This is a genomic window from Pseudomonas sp. GW821-FHT09A09, assembly GCF_059418405.1.
Map to the genome: position 1 here is coordinate 1 of NZ_JBWKPU010000047.1, position 24,500 is coordinate 24,500.

2 protein-coding genes are annotated in these 24,500 nt (G+C 66.6%); both read right to left on the reverse strand.

Annotated elements, in window-relative coordinates; all coding sequences use genetic code 11:
* Positions 1–258 precede the first annotated feature (258 nt).
* Positions 259–11,592 (reverse strand): amino acid adenylation domain-containing protein, encoded by an 11,334-nt coding sequence (locus tag AC07OV_RS27655; RefSeq protein ID WP_495093392.1) that lies wholly within the window; start codon positions 11,590–11,592, stop codon positions 259–261.
* A complete protein-coding gene (locus AC07OV_RS27660; RefSeq protein WP_495093393.1) occupies positions 11,589–24,500 on the reverse strand; it encodes an amino acid adenylation domain-containing protein in 12,912 nt (4,303 codons plus the stop codon). Before AC07OV_RS27660 ends, AC07OV_RS27655 begins: the two co-directional genes overlap by 4 nt.

Sequence of the window (24,500 nt, forward strand, 5' to 3'; positions counted from 1 at the left end):
GGCAGGACGCCGGGTTAGCCGCCCCGCGCCATGGATGGCGCGTGGCGGCGGCCCACGGATTCAAGCCGGAGTGAGGGAACACCGAGCCCAGGCGAGGTGCCGAGTGGTGGGGCGAAGGCCTTTTGGTTACTTTTGGGCCTTTCCAAAAGTGACCCGCTGTAAGAGCGGAACCATAGGTGGCCGTTACCGCAGCAACGGATATGTACACCGACCCACCACCGCTATCGCAGGCAAGCCAGCTCCTACAACGCACACCCCTCACGAAACCACCTCCCCAACCACCACCCCATCCAGCCACCACCGCGCCAACCCCTGCACATTCGGCGCCTTGAGCAACGTAAAGTGATTCCCTGCACCATACCAAACCTGCACCCCACTCCCCTGTCTCCCCCAGCCCTCAACCATCAACCCCTGCTCCCGCTGATTCCCCGCCGCATCCAGGGCCGGGTCCTGGGCCAACACCAACCGCACGATCCCACGATACCGCTGCACCGGCCGATACACCGTTCGCAACGCCGCCGCATAGGTCCGCGCCGGCCCCTCCATCGCGTCCACCGAAGCACGCCCCGGCAACAACCCGACGTTCACCATGCCCGCATGCAACAGCTGCCGTTGGGCACCTTCATCACGCCCGGCAAAGTCCAGCGGATCGATCCCCAACGACTTCCCGGCGGACAATTGCATTGCCTCGATCAAACGCAACAACGCCGCCGTCGTCGTATACGGCCGCCCCACCACGCCATTGCCACCGGGCGACTCACTGTCGATCACCGTCAACGACGCCACCTCGCGCCCCATCGCCTGCAACCGCAGCGCCATTTCCAGCGCCACCCAGCCACCAAATGAATGCCCCACCAGGTGCACCGGCCCGTGCGGGCACTCGTGCGTCAGCGCCGCCAGGTAACACTGCGCCGCTGCTTCCACCTGGCTGTGGGGCACCGCCTCACCGTCCAGGCCGCGCGGCTGCAGGCCGTACAACGGCCAGTCACGCCCCAGGGCCTCGCCGAGCCCGACGAACCCGGTGACGCTGTCCCCCGCCCCCGGCACGCAGAACACCGGGGCGTTCCCGACCCGGCCACCCTGGATGCGCAACAACGGTTGATGCACCGCAGGCGCCATCGGCACAGCGCCCGCCAAGGCGTCGGTCATCGCACGGCCCAGGGCCTGGATATGTGGCGCCTGCATCATGCTCTGGTGATCGCCCGGCACTTCCACCTGGCGCAACTGCCCCGGTGCCAACGCCTCGCTCCAGCCCAAGGACTGGCTGCGACGGGACAGCTCGGTCGGCCGTTGCTCGGCGCTGAACAGGTGCACCGGGATTGGCAATGGGAACAGGCTGTAGTGCGCCAGCGCATGCCCATGCCCCACTTCGCGCTCGATGAAGCTCAAGAGGTCGGCGTCCGACGCCGCCGCCATTTGCGCGTATAGCAAACCTTGATCGCGACAGCGTTGCAGCAAGCCCGCAAAGTCCAGCTGTCCAAGGCTCGCCTCCAGTTGCCCAAGGCTTTCCAGTTCATTCGCACCTCCCTGTGCTTTCCAATACGCCGTGCACTGCAACAGCAAATGCCGCTTGAGGGCCTCGGGCCCGCTCCAGCGCGCCTTGCCCTGGTCGGTCATGCGCGGCACGTAGCTGTCGATCAAACCGAGGAACGCCACCGGCTCATCCAGCCCGAGCAGTTGCATGGCGACCTCATAGGCCAACACGCCACCAAACGACCAGCCCGCCACGCGATACGGCCCGTGGGGTTGCAGGCTGCGGATCAGCCCGACCATCCGCGCCGCCAGGCCTTCCAGGGTGTTCAGGTGCGCTTCACCCAGCGGCACACCCGGCAGGCCATAGATGGGGTAATCCCCCGGCAGGTGCTGGCCCAAGGCAGGGAAATACACGTCCATGCCACTGAACTCATGCACCAGGAACAACGGCGGTTGCGCGCCGCTGCTGCGCACGGTGATCACCGCGGGATCACGCTCCGGCTCACCCGTGCGCTGGCGCAGCAGGTTCGCCACGCCGGCCACGCTCGCGTGCTGGAACAGCTCCGCCAGGGACACCGGCAACCCGGCCTCTTCCAGCAGGTTGACCAGACGGATCGCCAGCAGCGAATGCCCACCCAGCTCGAAGAAGCTGTCGTGCCGCCCCACGTGTTCCACCTTCAACGCCTCGGCCCAACGTTGCGCCAGGGTCTCTTCCAGTGCGTCGGCAGGTGCTTCGAAATCGCGGCTGCACAGGGCTTCCATGGCCGGGACAGGCAGCGCTTTACGGTCGACTTTACCGTTGGCGGTCAGCGGCAGTTGCGCCAGCGGCACATAGGCCGAAGGCAGCATGTAGTTCGGCAACTGGCCGTGCAGGTGGGCGCGCACGCGGTCGATCTCCAGCGCCTCTGCCGCCCAGGTGAAATAGGCCACCAGCCGCTTGTCTCCGGGATTGTCTTCACGGGCCAACACCACCACCTCCCGGATGCCGGCGAAGGTGGCGAGGCGCGCTTCGATCTCACCCAGCTCGATGCGGAAACCGCGAATCTTCACCTGGTCGTCGTTACGCCCGATGCATTCGAGCAAGCCGTCCGCCGTCCAGCGTCCCAGGTCGCCGGTGCGGTACATCAGGGCACCCGGGTTGAACGGGTCACTTACGAACTTCTCGGCCGTCAGCTCGGGACGGTTCAAATAGCCCCTGGCGACGCCGTCGCCGCCGATGCAGATTTCACCCGTCACGCCCAGCGGCACCGGCTGCAAGTGCGCGTCCAGCACATGGATGTGGGTATTGGAAATCGGCCGGCCCACCGGCACGCTTTCCGCATCTACGGCAATGGCGCGCACTTCGTAGGTGGTGGCGTAAGTGGTGGTTTCCGTCGGCCCGTAGCAATGCACCAGGCGCAACGCCGGGGCTCGCGCCAGCAGGCTGCGGAATGCGGCCGGGTCCGCGCGCTCGCCGCCGCACAGCAGGATGCGCAACCCGGCCAGGGCGTCGGGGATCATCTGCACATACTGGTTGAACAGCGCCGTGGTCACGAACAGCACCGTCGCGCCTTCCAGGGCCGCGCCGAACGCCGCCGGGGCGAGCAAGGTGGCGTGGTCGATCACCTGCACCTGGCCGCCATTGAGCAGCGGCCCCCACACGTCCATGGTGCTGGCGTCGAACGCCGGGTTGGAGGCGAACGCCACGCGGTCGGCGGCGTTGAAATCGGCATAGCCGTTGTTGATCACCAGCCGCGTGATGCCACGGTGCGGTACCAGCACGCCCTTGGGCGTCCCGGTGGAACCGGAGGTGTACATGATGTACGCCACGCTGTCCGAGGACTGCGACAAGTCGGGATTGTGGCTGGGCTGCGGGTCGAGGGCCAGGGTGTCCAGGTCCAGGCGCCGGGTCGGGTAGCCGACGGGCATATCACTGCGGGTCAACAGCCACACCGCGCCGCTGTCCTGCAGCATGAAGCCCTGGCGTTCGGCCGGCGCATGAATGTCCAGCGGCACATAGGCCGCCGCGCACTTGAGCACGGCCAGTTGGCTCACCAGCAGATCGACAGAACGCGGCAGCAGGATCGCCACGTTGTCGCCCGGCAGCACGCCCAGTCCCAACAGATGATGAGCCAGATGATTGGCGCGAGTGTTCAACTCACCGTAGCTCAGCGTCTGCTCGCCATGACGCACGGCCAAAGCGCCCGGGCGAGCCTGGGCCTGGGCTTCGAACAGGCGCTGCACGGTGTGTTCACGGGGAAAGGTCCGCGCCGTGGCGTTGAAACCTTGCAGTTGCAAAACTTCGGTCGCCGGCAGCACGGGCAAGCGGCCGATAGCAATCTCGCTGCGTTGCTCCAGGGCCTGCACCACCTGCTCCAGCGCCACCTGCAGGTACTCGCACAAACGCCGCGCGCCCGGCCCCGTGGCCTTGAGGCTGAACCCTGCACCGAGGTCATCCACGCTCAACGACAGGCCATAGTTGGTGTGTTCCTCGGCCTTGAGCACTTGAATGCCCTGCCACGCCTCGGCCACACCTCCGGCCTGCGGCGCGCTATGCCGGTAATTGAACAGCACGCTGAACAGCGGCGTGCCCACCGGCACGCCACTGCAACGCTGGGCCAGTGCCAGCGGCGCGTGTTCATGGCTGAGCAGTTGCGTCAGCCGCGCATGGGTGGCCCGCAGTGCGTCACGCACCGGGCGCTCGCCCAGGTCGACGCGCAACGGCAAGGTGTTGATGAACACCCCCATGGCCCGTTCGGCGCCCTCGCCCCCTTGCAGGCGACCGAGCATCACCGTGCCAAACACCACCCGCTCACGCCCGGACACTTTGCCCAGCACATGGGCCCACGCCAGGTGCATCAGGCTCGCGCTGCTCACGCCGGCCTCACGGGCCTGGCTGCGCAAGCGCTGGCTCAACTGCGGGTCCAGCGCCAGCTGCGCAGGCGCGTCATCGCCCAGCGGTTCGACTTCGGTCGGCTCGTCGATGTCGCCCAGCATCTCGCGGAAGAACCCTTCATGGTCACCGCCACCCAGGCGGGTCTGGGCCACATAGTTGCGATACGGCACCGCTTCGCCCAGCCCGTCCTGATCGCCCAACAGGAACCCCTGCATGTCGTGTTGCAGGATTTCCAGGGCGATGTGGTCCATCACCAGGTGATGGAACAGCAAGGTGGCGACCACCCGCCCGGGTTCCTGGGCATACACCAGGCGCATCAACGGCGCCTGGCCCACGTCCAGGCGCAGGGGCAACGCCCCGGTTTCAACACGCAGCGTCGCGTCGCGCCACACCACTTGCACCGGTTCTTCCAAGCCGTCCCAGTGGAACGACGAACGCAGGATGTCGTGCCGTTCGATCACGGCCTGCAAGGCCATGGCGAACGCTTCCAGGCGTTCGTGATGGTCGAAGGCAAATTGCGCCTGCAACAGGTAGGCATCGCCTTCGGGCACCGCTCGATGGTGATAGAGCATGCCTGCCTGCAACGGTGCCAGCGGGTAGATATCCTGCACATTCGCCGCGCCACCGGGGATGCACGCGACGATGCGGTCGATGGCCGCTTGCTCCAGGGTGATCAGCGGCAACAGGTCCGGGGTGATATGCGTGCAACAGGCGCCAATTCGATTAGCGGGCACTGCCACTTCACGGCTGCCGCCCAATGCCGCCGCCAAACCGGCCAACGTCGGCTGCGCAAACAGCACTTTCACGTCTGCCGACAAGCCCAGGCTGCGCAGGCGCCCCATCAGGCTGACCGCCAGCAGCGAATGCCCGCCCAGCTCGAAGAAGTTGTCGTGACGGCCTACGCGCTCCACGTTGAGCAACTCGGCCCACACACTCGCCAGGGCCACTTCCGTGTCGCCCTGGGGTGCCTCGTACTCGCGCACAGCCAGCGACTCCAGGCCCGGTGCCGGCAGTGCCTTGCGGTCGAGCTTGCCGTTGGGGCTCAACGGCAGTGCATCGAGGTGAACAAAGGTCGCAGGCACCATGAATTCCGGCAGGTGCTGCAACAGGTGGGCACGCAAGACGTCGATGTCGTTGTGTTCACCGGTGTAGTACGCCACCAGGCGCTGTTCGCGGGCGATGACCGCGGCTTCGTTGATCGCCGGGTACTCGGTGAGCCGCGCCTGGATTTCCCCCAGTTCGATGCGCAAGCCACGGATCTTCACCTGGTCGTCATTGCGCCCCAGGTATTCGATGGTGCCGTCTGGCAGGTAGCGGCCCACGTCACCGGTGCGGTACAGGCGGCCCTCGGTGAACGGGTCCTTGAGGAAGCGTTCAGCCGTTAGGTCCGGGCGATTGAGATAACCTCGCGCTACTTGCACGCCGCCAATGAACAGCTCGCCCACCACGCCCAAGGGCACCGGCTGCAACTGGGCGTCCAGCAGGTACATGCGCGTGTTGGCAATCGGCTTGCCGATGGGGGTGTTGTCCGGCGTCACCGGCCCCGCGCAGTTCCAGGCGGTGACATCCACCGCCGCTTCCGTCGGGCCGTACAGGTTATGCAGTTGGCTGCCGGGCAGTTGCTTCTTGAAGCGTCGCACCAGGCTGCCCGGCAAGGCTTCGCCACTGCAGATCACCCGCACCAGCCCGGCGGCCTGGCTCAGCTCGCCATGGGCGAGGAACACGTCGAGCATCGACGGCACGAAATGCAGGGTGGTGACCTGCTCCGCCGCGATCACCCGGCACAGGTACTGCGGGTCCTTGTGCCCACCCGGCGCAGCCATCACCAGGCGTGCGCCAGTCATCAGCGGCCAGAAGAACTCCCACACCGACACGTCAAAGCTGAACGGGGTTTTCTGCAAGACCGTGTCGCCGGCCGTCAACCCGTATTCGTCCTGCATCCACAGCAGGCGGTTGACCACCCCGGCGTGATCGTTGATCACTCCTTTAGGCTGCCCGGTGGAGCCGGAGGTGTAGATCACATAGGCACTCACGGCCTCGGTGTGCGGATTATCAACGGACAGGTGCTGCCAGGTCGGCTGCTCCAGGTCGATCACCGGCACATCGCCGAGCAAGCCCCGCGTACTGCCTTGGGCCAGCACCACCTGGGGCGCGCTGTCGTGCAGCATGTAGGCGATACGCTCCGGCGGATAGGCCGGGTCCAGCGGCACATAGGCGGCGCCGGCCTTGAGGATCGCGTACAGGCCGATGACCATTTCCAAGCTGCGTTCCACGCAGATCGCCACCCGCGAATCGGCGTGCACGCCCTGCGCCAGCAGGTGGTGAGCCAGCCGGTTGGCCTGGGCGTTGAGTTCGGCATAGGTCAAGGTCTGCTCGCCCGCCTTGAGTGCTACCGCCTGCGGCGTGCGCGCCACTTGCGCTTCGAACAGGCCGTGCAGCGTCTGGTCGAGGTTGTAAGGGACGTCGGTGGCGTTGAAGTCGAACAACACCTGCTGACGTTCCCGCTCGCCCACCAGAGGCAGGTGTTCCAGCACCGCCTGATCGTTCTCGACCATGGCCTGCAACACGCGAATGAAGTACCCCACATAACGCTGCACCGTGGCTTCATCGAACAGCGCCACCGCATACTCCAGCGCGCCGAGAATGCTGCCCTGCACTTCGCCGAGGTTCAGCGACAGGTCGAACTTGGCAAAGTGGCTGTTCTCGACAATGCCTTCCAGCGCCAGGTCGCCCAGGGCCAGTGTGGGCGCGCTGCTGTCCTGCCAGGTCAGCAGGGTCTGGAACAACGGGCTGTGAGCCAGGCTACGTACTGGCCGGGTGATTTCCACCACCTGCTCGAAGGGCAGGTCCTGATGGGCCTGGGCTTGCAGGGTCTGGGCCTTGACCCGCGCGAGCAGTGCCTCGACGCTCAGCTCACCCGAAGTGTCGATACGCACCGCCAGGGTGTTGACGAACAGGCCGATCAGCCCTTCCACCTCGCTGCGGGTGCGGTTGGCCACCGGCGAGCCGATCACCAGGTCCGGCTGGCCGGACAACCGCGCGAGCAAGGCCGCCCAGGCGCTCATCAAGGTCATGTACAAGGTGGTGCCGTGGCGTTGGCTCAAGGCCTTGAGCCCGGCCGTGAGGCGTTCGTCCAGGCGCACGTCGACGCTGCTGCCGGCGTAGTCCTGCTGCGCCGGGCGCGGGCGGTCGGTGGGCAACGTGAGTAAGGCCGGCGCACCGGCCAGGGCCTGCTGCCAATAAGTGCTTTGGCGGTGCAGCACCTCGCCACTGAGCCACAGGCGTTGCCACACGGCGAAGTCACCGTACTGGATCGGCAAGGCCGGCAGCGGGTCCGGCAAGCCGTGGCTGAACGCCTGGTACAGCGCCATCAACTCGCGGGTGAGCACGCCCATGGACCAGCCATCGGAGACGATGTGGTGCAGGGTCAGCAACAGCACATGGTGATCGTCGGCCATCACCACCAGGCGCCCACGCAGCAGCGGGCCACGCTCCAGATCGAAGGGCGCCGAGGCTTCGCCATGGATCAACGCGTCCAGCGCCTGTTGCGGCTGCGGGTGGCGGCGCAGGTCCTGCACTTGCAGGGGCAGCACGTCTTCGGCCGGCACGATCAGCACCTGGGCGGTGTCGCCGTGCTGGGCGAAGCGGCTGCGCAGGGTTTCGTGGCGCGCCACAATGCGCGCCAGCGCCCGTTGCACGGCCTGTACATGCAGTTGCCCACGCAGGCGCAGGCCGATGGGAATGTTGTAGGCAGTGTTGGCGCCTTCCATCAATGCCAGGAACCACAGGCGTTGCTGGGCGAACGACAGCGGTACGTCTTCATCGCGGTTGGCCGGCAAGATATCCGGCAAGGTGCTGCGCCCGGCCTGGGCCAGCACCTCGGCGACCGCGCACAGTTCGGCGTTGGCAAACAGGTCGCCCAGTTGCAGCTCCACCCCCAGGCGCTGGCGCACCTGGGAGACCATGCGCATGGCCAGCAGCGAATGCCCGCCCAGTTCGAAGAAATGATCGTGGCGCCCAACGCGCTCAACCTGCAGCACGTCGCTCCAGATACTCGCCAGTACGCCTTCGATCTCGCCCTCGGGTGCGGCGTATTCACGGGTGAACACGGCGGCCTGGTCCGGCGCCGGCAAGGCCTTGCGGTCGAGCTTGCCATTGGCGGTAAGGGGCAGCGCGTCCAGCTTCATGTAGGCCACCGGCACCATGTAGTCCGGCAGGTGCGCCACCAGGTGGGCGCGAATATCGCCGACCGCCAACGGATCGATCTGGGGGTTCTCGGTGAAGTAAGCCACCAGACGTTCTTCACGCACCAGCACCACCGCTTCAAGAATGCCGGCCAATTGGTTGAGCTGGGTTTCGATTTCCCCTAGTTCGATGCGCACGCCACGGATCTTCACCTGGTCATCGTTGCGCCCCAGGTATTCAAGGTTGCCCTCCGGCAACCAGCGCGCCAGGTCGCCGGTGCGGTACATGCGCCCGCCGTTGAAGGGGTCGTCGAGGAAGCGTTCGGCGGTGAGTTCCGGGCGGTTCAGGTAACCCCGCGCCACGCCCTTGCCGCCCACGTACAGCTCCCCCGCCACGCCCAAGGGTACCGGGCGCTGCTGTTCATCCAACAGGTACACCGTGGCATTGGCGATAGGTTTGCCGATATGCAGCACCCCGCCCGCCTCCACCTTGCCGGACGTGGCGACCACCGTGGCCTCGGTGGGGCCGTAGTTGTTGATCAGCTCGAAATGCTGCGCCCGGCCGAACTGGCGCAAGCGGTCGCCGCCGATCAACAGGGTGCGCAACGTGGGGTGTTCGATCTGCTGGCTGAACGCGTACTCGGCCACCGGCGTCGGCAGGAAGCACACGTCCAAAGGCTGCGCGCACCACCAGGCCAGCAGCGCGTCGATGTCTTCGGCGCCGTCATTGGCCGGCGGCAAGTGCAAAGTCGCGCCGACACACAGCGCTGGCCACACTTCCCAGGCCATCGCATCAAAGCCGAAACCGGCGACGCTGGCGGTGTGGCGCCCGGTGCACAGGTCAAACGCCGTGCAATGCCAGTCCACCAGGTTGGCCACGGTGTGGTGCTCCACCATCACGCCCTTGGGCAAGCCGGTGGAGCCGGAGGTGTAGATCACATACGCCAGGTGTGAGGGCGTGACGGCCACCTTGGGGTTGCTCGCCGAATGGTGCTGCCAGGTGTAGCGGTCGAGGTTGATCACCGGCACTTCCAGGGCCGGCAGGCGATCAAGCAGGGCCTGCTGGGTCAACACCGCCACCGGGGCACTGTCGGTCAGCAGGTAGTTCAAGCGTTCGGCCGGGTGGGACGGGTCCACCGGCACGTAGCAGCCACCGGCCTTGAGGATTGCCAGCAACCCGGCCAGCGTGTCCAGCCCACGGCGGGCGACGATAGCCACGCGGTCATCGGGCTTCACACCCAGTGCCAGCAGGTGGTGGGCCAGCAGGTTGGCCTGCTGATTCAGCTCGGCGTAGGTCAGTTGGCGGCCTTGATGCACGGCCGCAATGGCCTCGGGCGTCCGGGCCGCCTGGGCTTCGATGCGCCCGTGCAAGGTGGTGCCCTGGGGGAAGTCGGCGTGGGTCGCGTTGAACTGTTCGAGCAGCAATTGCTGTTCGGCGGCGGGCACTACAGCCACCTGGTTCAGGGCGGTGTGGGGGGCCTGTTCCAGTGCCGCCACCAGGTTCTCCAGCGCGGTGTGCAGGTAGGCACACACGCGCTGCGGGTCCACGGCCGTGCTGGCGAGCAGGCTCAAGCCAAACCCTTCGCCCAGGTCATCCACGCTCAAGGTCAGCGGGTAGTTGGTGCGTTCTTCGGCACTCAGGGCGGCAATGCCCTGCCAGGCCGATGCGGCGTTGGCGCTGGCGGCCGGCGCACTGTGGCGGTAGTTGAGCAAGGCACTGAACAGCGGCGTCGGCGCCACCACCCCACTGCAGCGCTGGGCCAGCGCCAGGGCCGCGTGTTCATGGCGCAGCAAGGTGGTCAGCCGCGCGTGGGTGGCCTTGACCCCGGCACGCACGTCGGTGGCGTCCACGTCCACGCGAAACGGCAAGGTGTTGATGAAAATCCCCAGGGCCCGCTCGGTGTCATGGCTGCCTTGCATGCGCCCCATCAACACGGTGCCGAACACCACCTGCTGCTTGCCGGCCAGTGCCCCCAGAACCTGCGCCCAGCCCATATGAAACAGGCTCGCCGCGCTCACGCCCAATTGCCGGGCCTGGGCACGCAAACGCTGGGCCAACGGCGCAGGCAGCGGCAGGTTGACCTCGGTAATGCCACGGGCATCGCCCTGCACATCCTGCAAGCCAAACGGCAAGGTCGGCTCGCTGATGTCGCCGAGCATCTGGCGGAAGAAGCTCTCGTGCTCCTGCTCGCTGATCCCCAGCCGCGCCTGTGCCACATAGTTGCGAAACGGCACCGCCTGGCCCAGCGCCGCGCCCTGCCCCAACAGGCACGCCTGCAGCTCATGGCACACCACTTCCAGCGCGCTGTGGTCCAGCGCCATGTGGTGGAACAGCAAGGTTGCGACGATGCGCTGATTGGCCGGGTCGTCGGCACGCACCAGGCGCAGCAACGGCGCCTGGGTCACGTCCAGCCGGTAGTGGCGGGCATCAAACAATGCATGCAGTTGCGCGGCGATGTCGCCGTCGGCCGGGTCCAGCACCAGGGCCTGGATCGGCAACTGCGCCCGGCGCCACACCACTTGCGACGGTTCTTGCAGCCCTTCCCACACCACCCCGGTGCGCAGGATATCGTGGCGATCCATCACCGCCTGCAAGGCCTGGGCGAACGCCTCGAAACGCGCCAGGCTGTCGAACGAGAACTGCGACTGCATCACATACGGGTCGCCCTGTTCAGCACTCACGTGGTGAAACAGAATGCCTTCCTGCAACGGCGCCAACGGGTAGATGTCCTGGATGTTCGCCACGCCGCCGTCGACCGTCGCGACAATCCGCTCGATCTCCTCCTGGCTCAACGTCGACAACGTCAGCATGGCCGGGGTGATGTGCTCGGTGCCGGCCGCAATACCATTGGCCGGCACCTCGACTTCACCAGCCTTAGTCGCCGTGTAGTCGCCAGCCTTGATCAACTCGATCAACCCCGGCTTGTGCTCGCGCAACGCGGCCATGATGGCCGGGTCACTCAGCGCCTGTTTTTTACCTTGCACCGCCAACTGTTCGCCCTTGAGCGCCAGTTGGATGTCTTTGCTCTTCAGCGTCGCCAGCAGTTCGAGAATGCTCACAGGACGATCTCCATTCGTTCGGTTATGGCGGCGTAGCCAGCCAGGGTCGGCTGTTCGAACAACGCCCGCACATCGGCTTCCATGCCTTCCTGGCGCAAGCGCCCGATCAAGCTCACGGCGAGCAGCGAATGCCCGCCCAGTTCGAAGAAATTGTCATGCCGCCCCACCCGCTCCACGCCCAGCAGTTCGGCCCACAGCCGCGCCAACAGGGTTTCGGTTTCGCCTTGCGGTGCGGCGTACTCGCGCACGCTCAGCGCTGCCATGCCCGGGGCCGGCAGGGCCTTGCGGTCGAGCTTGCCGTTGGGGCTCAGGGGCAGCGCCTCCAGGTGCACGAACAGCGCAGGCACCATAAAGTCCGGCAGGTGCAGCAGCAGGTGGGCGCGCAGGCTGTCGATGTCGGTGGGCACGCCGGTGTAATAGGCCACCAGGCGGTCTTCGCGGGCCACCACGGCGGCTTCGCTGACCTGGGGATGGTCGAGCAGGCGCGCCTGGATTTCCCCCAGTTCGATGCGCAGGCCACGGATCTTCACTTGGTCGTCATTGCGCCCCAGGTATTCAATGTTGCCGTCGGGCAGGTACCGGCCGACGTCACCGGTGCGGTACATCCGGCCGTTGGTGAACGGGTCCTTGAGAAAGCGCTCGGCGGTGAGGTCCGGGCGATTGAGATAACCGCGCGCCACTTGCACGCCGCCAATGAACAACTCGCCGACCACGCCCAGGGGCACCGGTTGCAATTGCGCATCCAGCAGGTACATGCGGGTGTTGGCGATGGGCTTGCCGATCGGCGTGTTGTCCGGCACTTGCGGCCGCGCGCAATTCCACGCGGTCACATCCACCGCCGCTTCGGTGGGGCCGTACAGGTTGTACAGGCCGATCTGCGGCAATTGCTGCTTGAAGCGCCGCACCAGGCTGCCCGGCAGGGCTTCGCCGCTGCACATCACGCGCACCAGCCCGGCCGCCTGGCTGACGTCGCCGTGGGCCAGGAACACATCGAGCATCGACGGTACGAAGTGCAAGGTAGTGATGTGCTGCGCCGCGATCACTTCGCACAGGTAGGCCGGTTCCTTATGCCCGCCCGGACGCGCCATCACCAGGCGTGCGCCGGTCATCAGCGGCCAGAAGAACTCCCACACCGACACGTCGAAACTGAACGGGGTTTTCTGCAGCACCGCATCATGGTCCTTGAGGCCATAGGCGTCCTGCATCCACAGCAAGCGGTTGACCACCCCGGCGTGTTCGTTGATCACGCCCTTGGGCTGGCCGGTGGAACCGGAGGTGTAGATCACGTAAGCCTGGTGCTGCGCCGTCAGACCCGGCACCTCAGGGTTGCTCAAGGGCTGATGCTGCCAGGTTGGTTGGTCGAGGTCGATCACCGGCACCTCGCCCAACAGGCCCCGGGTTGCGCCCTGGGCCAGCACCACTACCGGCGCACTGTCTTGCAGCATGTAGGCGATGCGGTCGAGGGGGTACGCCGGGTCCAGCGGCACGTAGCCGCCGCCGGCCTTGAGGATGGCGAACAGGCCGATGACCATATCCAGGCCGCGCTCGAGGCAGATGCCCACCCGCGAATCCGGCTGCACGCCCTGCTCACGCAGGTGATGGGCCAGGCGGTTGGCGTGCTCGTTCAGTTGTTGATACGTGAGGTGCTGTTCTTCGGCCTTGACGGCGATGGCATCCGGCGTGCGTTGTACCTGGGCTTCAAACAGGCCATGCAGGGTCTGGTCGAGGTCGTAACTCACGTCGGTGGCGTTGAAGGTCACCAGCAGCCTGTGCCGTTCTTCTTCGCCCAGCACCGGCAGGCGATTGAGCGCGTGCTGCGGCGCCTGCTCCAGGGCCTCGACCAGGCCGCACAGGGCCACGTGCAGGTAACCGCAGACCCGCTGCGGGTCGAGTTGCGCCAAGGCCGTCACGTCAAAGCCGTCGCCCAGGTCATCCACGTTCAGGGTCAACGGGTAGTTGGTGCGCCCGTCATTGACCAGCGTCTGCATGCCTTGCCACGCCTGTTGCGCGTCCACCGAGCGGGTCGCCGCGCCGCGATGGCGATAGTTGAGCATCGAACTGAACAGCGGCGCGGGTGCAGCCACCCCGCTGCAGCGCTGGGCCAGGGCCAGGGACGCATGTTCATGCCCGAGCAGCGCACTCAGCCGTGCATGGGTGTCTCGCACGGCAGCGCGAGCGCCTTGCGCGTCGATATCCAGGCGCAGCGGCAAGGTGTTGATGAACACCCCTAGGGCACGGTCGGCGCCCTCGCCCCCTTGCAGACGGCCCACCAGTACGGTGCCGAACACCACGCTGTGACGGCCGGATGTGGCCGCCAGCACTTGGCCCCAGGCCAGGTGGAACAGGCTGGCGGTGCTCACGCCCAACAGACGGGCCTGGGCACGCAGGCGGCGGTTGAGGTCGCTGTCCAGGTGCAGGGTGTGTTCGGTGATCGCGTTGCCGTCGCCGCGCACATCCTGCAAGCCAAACGGTAGGGTCGGTTCATCGATATCGCCGAGCATGCCGCGGAAGAACGCCTCGTGCTCCTGCTCGCTGATCCCCAGGCGCGCCTGGGCCACGTAGTTGCGGTACGGCATCGGCGCTGTCGTCGGGGCCGGCTGGCCGAGCAAGTGGCCCTGCATTTCGCGCAGCACCACGTCGAACGCGGTGTGGTCCAGCGCGATATGGTGATACAGCAGCACCACCACCACCCGCGCATTGGCCGGGTCTTTGGCGTACATCAGGCGGATCAGCGGCGCCTGGCTGATGTCCAGCCGGTAGCGCCGTGCATCGAACCGCTCATGCAGGCCCGCCAGCACATCACCTTGCAGGTGCAGCTCCTCCACGCTCAGTTGCGCACTGCGCCACACCACTTGCAGCGGTTGCGCCAGGCCTTCCCAGACCACGCCGGTACGCAGGATGTCGTGGCGGTCGATCACCTGTTGCAGCGCCTGGGCGAAGGCGTTCAGGCGCTCGAGGCTGTCAAAGGCCAGGTGCGATTGCAGCAGGTAGGGGTCGCCGCTTTCGGCGGTGATGTAGTGGTAGAGAATGCCTTCCTGCAACGGCGCCAGCGGGTAGATGTCTTGCACATTCGCTGCGCCACCCGGGACACGGGCGACCACGTCGTCGAGGGTCGACTGGTCCAGTGTCACCAGCGGCAACAGGTCCGGCGTGATGCGCTGGCAGCCCGCAGGAATTCGGTTGGCCGGCACCTGTACTTCACGGCCACTGCCCACAGCGGCGGCCAGTGCGGCCAGGGTCGGCTGGCTGAACAGCACGCGCACATCGGCACTGAGGCCCACCTGACGCATGCGTTCGATCAGGCTGACCGCAAGCAAGGAATGCCCGCCGAGTTCGAAGAAATGGTCGTGCCGACCGACCTGCTCCACCTGCAACACCTCGGCCCAGATCCGCGCCAGGGTGGTTTCAACCTCGCCCTGGGGCGCCTCGTAGTCGCGGCTGAGCAAAGCGGCTTGATCGGGTTCGGGCAGGGCCTTGCGGTCCAGCTTACCGTTAGCGGTCAGGGGCAGCGCGTCGAGTTTCACATACGCCACCGGCACCAAGGCGTCGGGCAACACGGCTTGCAGTTGCTCGCGCAAGCCTTCAATCGCCAGCGGCCGTTGCTCGGTGAACCACGCCACCAAGCGGCCGTCGCGCACCAGCACCACCGCTTCGCCGACACCGTCCAGGGCGGCCAGGCGGCTTTCGATTTCGCCCAGCTCAACCCGCACACCGCGCAACTTGACCTGGTCATCGTTACGCCCCAGGTACTCAAGATTGCCGTCGGGCAACCAGCGCACCAGGTCGCCGGTGCGGTACATGCGCCCCGGGTTGAACGGGTCTTGCAGGAAGCGTTCGGCCGTCAGGTCTGCGCGGTTCAGGTAACCCCGCGCCACGCCGCTGCCGCCCACGTACAACTCACCGGCCACGCCCACCGGCACCGGGCGCTGTTGCGCATCCAGCACGTAGGCATAGGCATTGGCGACCGGCCGGCCGATGTGCAAGCCCTGGCCGGCCCGCACACGCCCGGAGGTGGCGACCACCGTGGCTTCGGTGGGCCCGTAGTTGTTGATCACGGCAAAGCGCCGTTCCTGGTTGAACTGGCGCAGGCGATCGCCGCCGATCAGCAGGATGCGCAAGGTCGGGTGCTGCAGGTTTTGGCTGAAGGCGTACTCGGCCACCGGCGTCGGCAGGAAGCTCACGTCCAACGGTTGCGCCAGCCACCAGGCCAGCAATTCGTCGATGTTCTCGTTACCGACGCTGGCGGGCGGCAGGTGCAGGGTGGCGCCCACGCACAGCGCCGGCCAGACTTCCCAGGCCATCGCATCAAAGCCGAAACCAGCCACGCTGCTGGTGTGGCTCGCACGGTCCAGGCCGAAGGCTTCGCAGTGCCAGTGCACCAGGTTTTCCACGGTACGGTGTTCCACCATCACGCCTTTGGGCTGGCCGGTGGAACCGGAGGTGTAGATCACGTAGGCCAGGTGCGCCGGGGTCAGCGCAGGCACGTGCGGGTTGTGGGTGGGTTGCTGCTGCCAGCTCGAATCCTGCAAGTCCACGCTGGCTACCGATCCCAACAATGCCTGGGTACTGACTTCGGCCAGCACCGTTACCGGGGCGCTGTCTTGCAGCAGGTAGCGGATGCGCTCGGCGGGATATGCCGGGTCGATTGGCACATAGCCGGCGCCGGCCTTGAGAATGGCCAGCAAGCCCACCAGCATCTGCGGGCCGCGACGGCAGCAGATCGCCACGCGGTCGTCCGGTTGCACACCGAGCGCCAGCAGGTGATGGGCCAGCTGGTTGGCGCGTCGGTTGAGTTGCGCATAGGTCAGCGCTTCGCCGTCTTGCACCACGGCAACGGCGTGGGGTTGGCGCTCGGCCTGCACCTCAAACGCGCCGTGCAGGGTCTGGCCCGTCGGGTAGTCTGCGGCGGTGGTGTTGAAGTCGCGCAGCAGGGTATCGCGCTCGGCCACCGGCAGCACGGCCAGTTGATTGAGCGCAGTGCCCGGTGCGGTTTCCAGTGCGGTCACCAGTTGCGCCACCGCGTTGTGCATGTAGTCGCACAGGCGCCTGGCACCGATCTGCGGCAAGGCCAGCACCGTCAGGCCAAACCCTGTGCCCAGATCGTCCACACTCAATGTCAGCGGGTAGTTGCTGCGCTCTTCACCGCCGAGCAACTGCACGCCCTCCCAGATGCCCTGGCCATCGCGGGCCATTTCGCCCGGGTTGCTGTGACGGTAATTGAGCAAGGCGCTGAACAACGGCAACGCGGCCGCCACGCCACTGCAACGCTGGGCGAGTGCCAGGGAGGCGTGCTCATGCCCGAGCAGGGCCGTCAGGCGTGCATGGGTGGCCTTGACCGCCACGGCCGCGCCAGCCGCCACATCGACCCGCAATGGCAAGGTGTTGATGAACATCCCCAGGGCCCGATCCGCGCCCTCGCCGGCCTGCATGCGGCCCATCAACACGGTGCCGAACACCACCTCATCACGCCCGGACACCAGCCCCATTACCTGAGCCCAGGCCAGGTGCATCAGGCTGGCCGCGCTGACGCCTGCCAGCCGGGCCTGCTCGCGCACCCGCTGGGCCAGCGTGGCGTCCAGCGCCAGCTCGGCTTCTTCGATTTCACGCCCGTCGCCCTGCACATCCTGCACACCAAAGGGCAAGGTCGGCTCGTCGATGTCGGCCAGCATGTCGCGGAAGAATTGCTCGTGCTCGGCCACGCTCACGCCGAGGCGCGCCTGGGCCACGTAGTTGCGAAACGGCGCGGCCGCCGGCAAGTCTTGCGCTTGGTTGAACAGGAAGGCGCGCATTTCCTGGCCGACCACTTCCATGGCTGTGTGGTCCAGGGCCAGGTGATGGAACAGCAGGATCGCTGCCACCCTCCCGTTGACCGGGTCCTTGGCGTAGACCATGCGCAACAACGGCGCCTGGGTGATATCAAGGCGGTAATGACGTGCATCGAAACGCGCATGCAGTTGTTCGATGATGCCGCCGTCGGCCGGGTCCAGCGCCACTTCTTGCACCACCAACTGGGCGTCGCGCCACACCACTTGCACCGGGCTGTCCAGCCCTTCCCAGACCACGCCGGTGCGCAGGATGTCGTGCCGCGCAACCACCTGTTGCAACGCGCCCATGAACCCGTGCAGGCGCTCCAGGCTGTCGAAGGCCATGCGCGACTGCAGCAGGTACGGGTCGCCCTGTTCGGCGCTGATGTGGTGATACAGGATGCCTTCCTGCAAGGGCGCCAGCGGGTAGATGTCCTGCACGTTTGCCGCGCCGCCCGGCACGCTGGCGACGACTCGGTCGATGGCTGCCTGGTCGAGCTGCACCAGGGTCAGCATGTCCGGCGTAATCCGGGTGCAGCCCCCGGGAATGCCATTGGCCGGCACCCGCACTTCGCGCCCGCTGCCCACCGCCGCTGCCAGCGTGGCCAGGCTCGGCTGGCTGAACAGCACGCGCACATCGGCGCTCAGGCCGACCTGGCGCATGCGTTCGATCAGGCTGACCGCCAGCAACGAATGCCCGCCCAGCTCGAAGAAGTGATCGTGACGCCCTACCCGCTCAAGCTTGAGCACGTCCTGCCAGATCTGCGCCAGCAGGGTTTCTACCTCGCCTTCCGGCGCTTCATAGCCACGGCTGAGCCGCGCGTTCTGGTCCGGTACCGGCAGGCCCTTGCGGTCGAGCTTGCCGTTGGCGGTGAGTGGCAATAGCTCCAGCCACACATAGGCCGACGGTACCATGTAGTCGGGCAAGCGGCCTTGCAGGTGGCTGCGCAGCGCTTCGATGTCCAGCGCCGCCTGGGCGGTGTAGTACGCCACCAGGCGCTTGTCGCCGGGCTCGTCTTCACGCACCAGCACCACGCTGTCGTTCACCCCCGGGAAAGCGGCCAGGGCCGCTTCGATTTCGCCGGGCTCGATGCGGAAACCGCGAATCTTCACCTGCAGGTCATTGCGCCCCTGGTACAGCAAGGTGCCGTCCGCCTGCCAGCAGGCCAGGTCGCCGGTGCGGTACAGCAGGCCGTCGCCGAACGGGTTGGCGATGAATTTTTCGGCGGTCAGTTGCGGCTGGTTCAAGTAGCCCTTGGCTACGCCCGCACCGCCGATGTACAGCTCGCCGACCCCCCCCAGCGGCAGCGGCTGCTGGCGCGCATCGAGCACATAGGCCTGGGCATTGGCGATCGGCCGGCCGATGGGAATGCCACCCTCGCCCACAGCGGTGATTTCATGGGTGGTGGAAAAGGTGGTGGCTTCGGTCGGCCCGTAGCCGTTGAGCAGGTGTTGGGGCTTGCCGTGCTGGAGCACGCGGCTGATCACCAGCGGGTCGAGCACATCGCCGCCGACGATCAGGTAGCGCAGTTGGCGCAAATGCGGCATCAGCGCATCGGCGTATTGGTGGAACAGGCCCGCCGTCATCCACAACACGCTGACGGACTGCTCCTGCAACAGTTGCGCGAACGCGGCCTGGGACAGCAACACCGCGTGTTCGACCACCACCACGCAGCCGCCGTTGAGCAACGGCGCCCACACTTCCAGGGTGCTGGCGTCGAACGCCGGGTTGGAGGCGAAGGCCACGCGGTCACGCTCGTTGAACTCGGCATAGCCGTTGTTGAGCACCAGCCGCGAGATGGCCCGATGCGGCACCTGCACGCCTTTGGGCGCGCCAGTCGAGCCGGAGGTGTAGAGGATGTACGCCACGCTTTCTGCCGACTGGAGCAGTTCGGGATTGCGTGGGGACTGCGCGTCCAGGTTCAAGTCGGCCAAGGTGTTGAGCACCCGGCGCGCGCCGCTGTCCTGCACGATAAAGGCCTGGCGCTCGACGGGGGCGTTGACGTCCAGCGGCACGTACACGGCGCCACACTTGAGGATCGCCAGTTGGCAGACCAGCAAATCAAGAGAGCGAGGCAAGCCAATCGCCACGCTTTCGCCGGGCTGCACGCCTTGGCCGATCAGGTGATGGGCCAGGCGGTTGGCGCGCCGGTTGAGGTCGCGGTAACTCAATGACAACACGCCGTGCACCGCCGCCACCGCTTCGGGCCGGGCCAACGCCTGGGCTTCGAACAGCTGGTGCACGGTAAGCTGCGCCGGGTAGTCGCGGGCGGTGGCGTTGAAGTCCACAAGCAGTTGGTGACGCTCGGCGGGCGGCAGGATCGAGATAGCCTGCAACGGCGTGGTAGGCGCCTGTTGCAGCGCGGTCACCAGGTGGCGCAGCGCGGTGAGCATGTAGTCGCCCACCCGTTGCACGTCCAACGTGGCCAGCCCTTGCACGGTGAGGGCGAAGCCGCTGCCCAGGTCATCGACGTTGAGCACCAGCGGGTAGTTGCTGCGCTCTTCGGAGCTGAGGATTTCGATACCGGACGCCGCGAACGGGCTGGCCCCCGGTGCTTCGCCCGGCGCGCTGTGGCGGTAGTTGAGCAGTGTGCTGAACAACGGCAACGATGCCGGCACGCCGCTGCAACGCTGGGCCAGGGACAACGAGGCATGCTCATGCCCGAGCAGCTGCGCCAGGCGCGCGTGGGTGGCGCGCACTCCCGCCTGTACGCCTACCGTGCCGAGACTGACACGCAGCGGCAAGGTATTGATGAACATGCCGAGGGCGCGGTCGGCGCCCTCACCGCCCTGCAGGCGGCCCAGCAGCACCGTGCCAAAGACCACGTCCTGCTGGCCGGAGACCTGCGCCAACACCTGCGCCCAGGCCAGGTGCACCAGGCTGGCGGTGCTCACACCCAACTGCCGTGCCTGTTCACGCAGGCCCAGGCTCAACGCCGGTTCCAGCGGCAAGTGCGCCTCGACGATGCCACTGCCGTCGCCATTGATGTCCTGCAGGCCGAAGGCCAGGGTCGGCTCGTCGATGTCGCCGAGCATCTCGCGGAAAAACCCCTCGTGCTGCGCCTGGCTCACGCCCAGCCTGGCCTGCGCCACATAGTTGCGGTACTGCACCGCGTCGGGCAATTGCGCGCTGCTGCCTGTCAGGCTCGCGCTCATTTCCTCCACCAGCACCTGCAACGCGGTGTGGTCGAGCAGGATGTGGTGCAGCAACAGGATGCCGACGAAACGCCCCTGCTGCTCGGCATAGGCCAGGCGCATCAACGAGGGGCGCGTGAGGTCCAGCCGGTAATGGCGCGGGTCGAAGCGTTGTTGCAGGGTGGCCAGGGCATCAGCGCCCGCCACCTCGATGCCCTCGACCACCAGCGGCGCGTGGCGCAGCACCACTTGCACCGGCTCATCCAGGCCTTCCCAGAGGATGCCGGTGCGCAGGATGTCATTGCGCTCGATCACGCTGTTCAAGGCCCGCGCGAACGCGTCCACCGCACCTTTGTCGGCGAAGCTGAGTTGCACCTGCAATACGTAGGGGTCGCCTTCGGTGGTTGCCAGGTGGTGATAGAGAATGCCCGCCTGCAAGGGGGCCAGGCCGTAGATATCCTGCACATTGCCCAGGCCGCCGGGCACGCTGGCGAGGATATGGTCGATGGCAGGCTGTTCCAGCGCCACCAGGGGCAACATGTCGGGGGTGATGCGTTGGCTGGTTGCGGTAATCCGGTTGGCCGGCACCGCCACCTCCTGCTGCCCGCCCACTGCCGCTGCCAGCGCCGCCAGAGTGGGTTGGCCGAAGAGCACGCGCACATCGGCGCTCAGGTCCAGCTGGCGCATGCGTTCGATCAGCTTGACTGCCAGCAGGGAATGCCCGCCCAGTTCGAAGAAATTGTCGTCGCGGCCAACACGGTCAAGGGTGAGCAGCTCTTGCCAGAGCTCCGCGATGGCGGTTTCCACTGCGCCCTGGGGCGCTGCATAACCGCGCCGCACCAGCGCCTCGGCATCAGGTGCAGGCAAGGCCTTGCGGTCGAGCTTGCCGTTGGTGGTGAGGGGGAATTGGTCCAGCAATACGAACGCGCCAGGCACCATGTAGTCGGCCAGGCTCAGCAGCAGATGGTCGCGCAAGGCGGCGACACTCAGCTCACCCTCGGCAATCACGTAGGCCACCAGGCGCTTGTCCCCCGGCACGTCCTCGCGCGCCACGACCACGGCGTCGCGCACGCCGGGCGCAGTGGCCAGCCGCGCTTCGATTTCCCCCAGTTCGATGCGGAAACCACGGATCTTCACCTGGTCGTCATTGCGCCCCAGGTACTCGACGCTGCCGTCAGCCTTGAGGCGGCCCAAGTCGCCAGTCTTGTACATGCGCAAACCGGTGGCCGGGTCGGCCAGGAAGCGTTCGGCGTTCAGCGCGTCACGGTTGAGGTAACCCCGCGCCACGCCGGCACCGCCCACGTACAACTCGCCCACCACGCCCACCGGCAGCGGCTCGCGCTGCTCATCCAGCACGTACAGTTGCAGGTCGGGGATGCGCACGCCAATCGGGCTGACGCCGACCAATTGCGCGTCTGCTGCTTCCAGCGCGCGGTAGGTCACGTGCACGCTGGTTTCGGTGATGCCGTACATGTTCACCAGTTGCGTACCGGCGTTGATCGCACGGGCATACCACGGTTTGAGCATGCCCGGCTCCAGGGCCTCGCCACCGAAAATCACCTGGCGCAAGGAGTGGGCCTGGGGGCTGTCGGCCTGGGCGGCGATCAATTGGCGGAAGGCGCTGGGCGTCTGGTTGAGGATGCTCACGCCCGCCTCGCACAGCAGCGTGTAGCACTCGTCCGGTGAACGGCTGACCAGTTGCGGCACGATCAGCAACTGGCCGCCGTGCATCAACGCGCCCCAGATCTCCCACACGGAGAAGTCGAAGGCAAAGGAGTGGAACAGCGCCCACACGTCGTTGCTGTTGAAGCCGAACCAGTGCGCGGTGGCGGTGAACAGACGCGCCACCTGGCGGTGTTCGATCATCACGCCCTTGGGTTGGCCGGTGGAGCCCGAGGTGTAGATCACGTAGGCCAGGTTGGCCGGGCTGACGCTGACACGCGGGTTGACCAGGGATTCGCCGCGCAGGCCGTTGAGGTCGATCTGCGCCAGGTCGCCGACCAGGTGGCGGGTGTTGGCTTGCACCAGCACGGCCAGCGGTGCGCTGTCGGCCAGGGTGTAGGCGATGCGCTCCAGCGGGTACGCCGGGTCGATTGGCACGTAGCCGGCACCGGCCTTGAGGATGCCCAGCAGGCCGATGATCATTTCCAGGCCGCGCTCGACGCAGATCGCCACGCGGTCGTCCGGGCGAATGCCCTGGGCCAGCAGGCGATGGGCGACCTGGTTGGCGCGCTCATTGAGCTGGCGGTAGGTAAGCCGTTGGTTGTCGAAACGCAGCGCAATGGCCTCGGGCTGGGCGGCGGCGTGGGACTCGACGAGGTGGTGGATCAGGGCCGTATCGGCGTAGTGCGCAGGGCTGTGATTGAGGGTGTGCAGCAGGTGATGGCGTTCGGTGTCGGGCAGGATGTTCAGGCCGCTGAGCGGCGAATCCGGTCGCTGCTCCAGGGCATCGGCCAGGCTTTCCAGGGCCGTGTGCAGGTAGCTTGCAACGCGTTGCGCGCCGATGGCGGCGTCCACCATCACGGTCAACGCGAAGTCTTCGCCCAGGTCATCGACATTGACCGTCAGCGGGTAGTTGGTGCGCTCTTCGGCGCCCAGTACCTGGATACCGTCGGCCACCTCGATGACCTCGTCCATGTCGGTTGCCGCGCTGTGCCGGTAGTTGAGGATGGCGCTGAACAACGGCGTCGGCGCGGCCACCCCGCTGCAACGCTGGGCCAGGGCCAGGGATGCATGCTCGTGATGCAGCAAGGTGGTGAGCCGCTCATGGATCGCCTTGACCCCGGCACGCACGCCCTGCCCGCCCACATCGGCGCGCAGCGGCAAGGTGTTGATGAACATGCCCAGGGCGCGTTCGCCGCCCTCGCCCGCGCCCATGCGCCCCAGCATCACGGTGCCGAACACCACGGCCTCGCGACCGGACACCACGCCCAACACCCGCGCCAGGCCCAGGTGCATCATGCTCGCCACGCTCACCCCCAGCGGCCGCGCCAGCTGGCGCAGGCGGCGGCTCAACGCCCTGTCGACGGGCAGGCGCGCTTCGTCGATGCCCTGGCCATCGCCCTGCACGTCTTGCAGGCCGAAGGGCAGTGTCGGCTCGTCGATGTCGGCCAGCATGTCGCGGAAAAACGCCTCGTGCGCCTGCTCGCTGACGCCGTGGCGCACCTGGGCGATGTAGCTGCGAAACGGCACCGGCTCACCGGCCTGGGCCTGCTCGCCGGCCAGGTACAGCTGGATTTCATGGCGCACCACGTCCAGGGCGGTGTGATCGAGGATGGTGTGGTGGAACAGCAGCATCGCCACCACCCGCTGGTTTGCCGGGTCGTCGGCGAACACCAGGCGCAGCAGCGGCGCCTGGCCCAGGTCCATGCGGAACGTGCGTGCGTCATAGCGGGCGAGCAATTGGGCGAGGATGTCGCCACCGCTCAACGGTACCTCTTCACAGACCAGCGGCGCCTTGCGCCATACCACTTGCAGCGGCTCATCCAGGCGCTCCCACACCATGGACGTGCGCAGGATGTCGTGGCGGTCGATCACCCATTGCAGCGCCTGGGCAAAGTGCTGCAGGCGTGCACGGCTGTCGAACACGAACTGCGCGTGCAGCACGTAGGGGTCACCCTGCTCGGCAGACAAATGGTGATAGAGCATGCCCTCTTGCAGCGGCGCCAAGGGGTACACATCCTGCACATTCGCTGCGCCACCGGGGATGGCAGCCACGATCCGGTCGATCGCCGGCTGGTCGAGGTTGACCAGCGCCAGCATGTCCGGCGTGATGCGGTAGGCCGGGCTCAACCAGTCACCGCCATGTTCGGCAACCAGTGCCAGCAGCTGGGGTTTGTGGGCGATCAGTTGATCCCACAGGGCGTCATCCAGTGCTTCGTCATCGCCGAGGATGATCAGGTCGCCTTCTTCAGTTTGCAGACGGATCGCATGGGTGGAAATCGCTGCCAATAATTCGCTGAACTGCAT

What these genes read in the sequence shown, in the direction of transcription:
- AC07OV_RS27660 (WP_495093393.1), bottom strand. Translation starts at nt 24,500, where the DNA reads ATGCAGTTCAGCGAATTATTGGCAGCGATTTCCACCCATGCGATCCGT.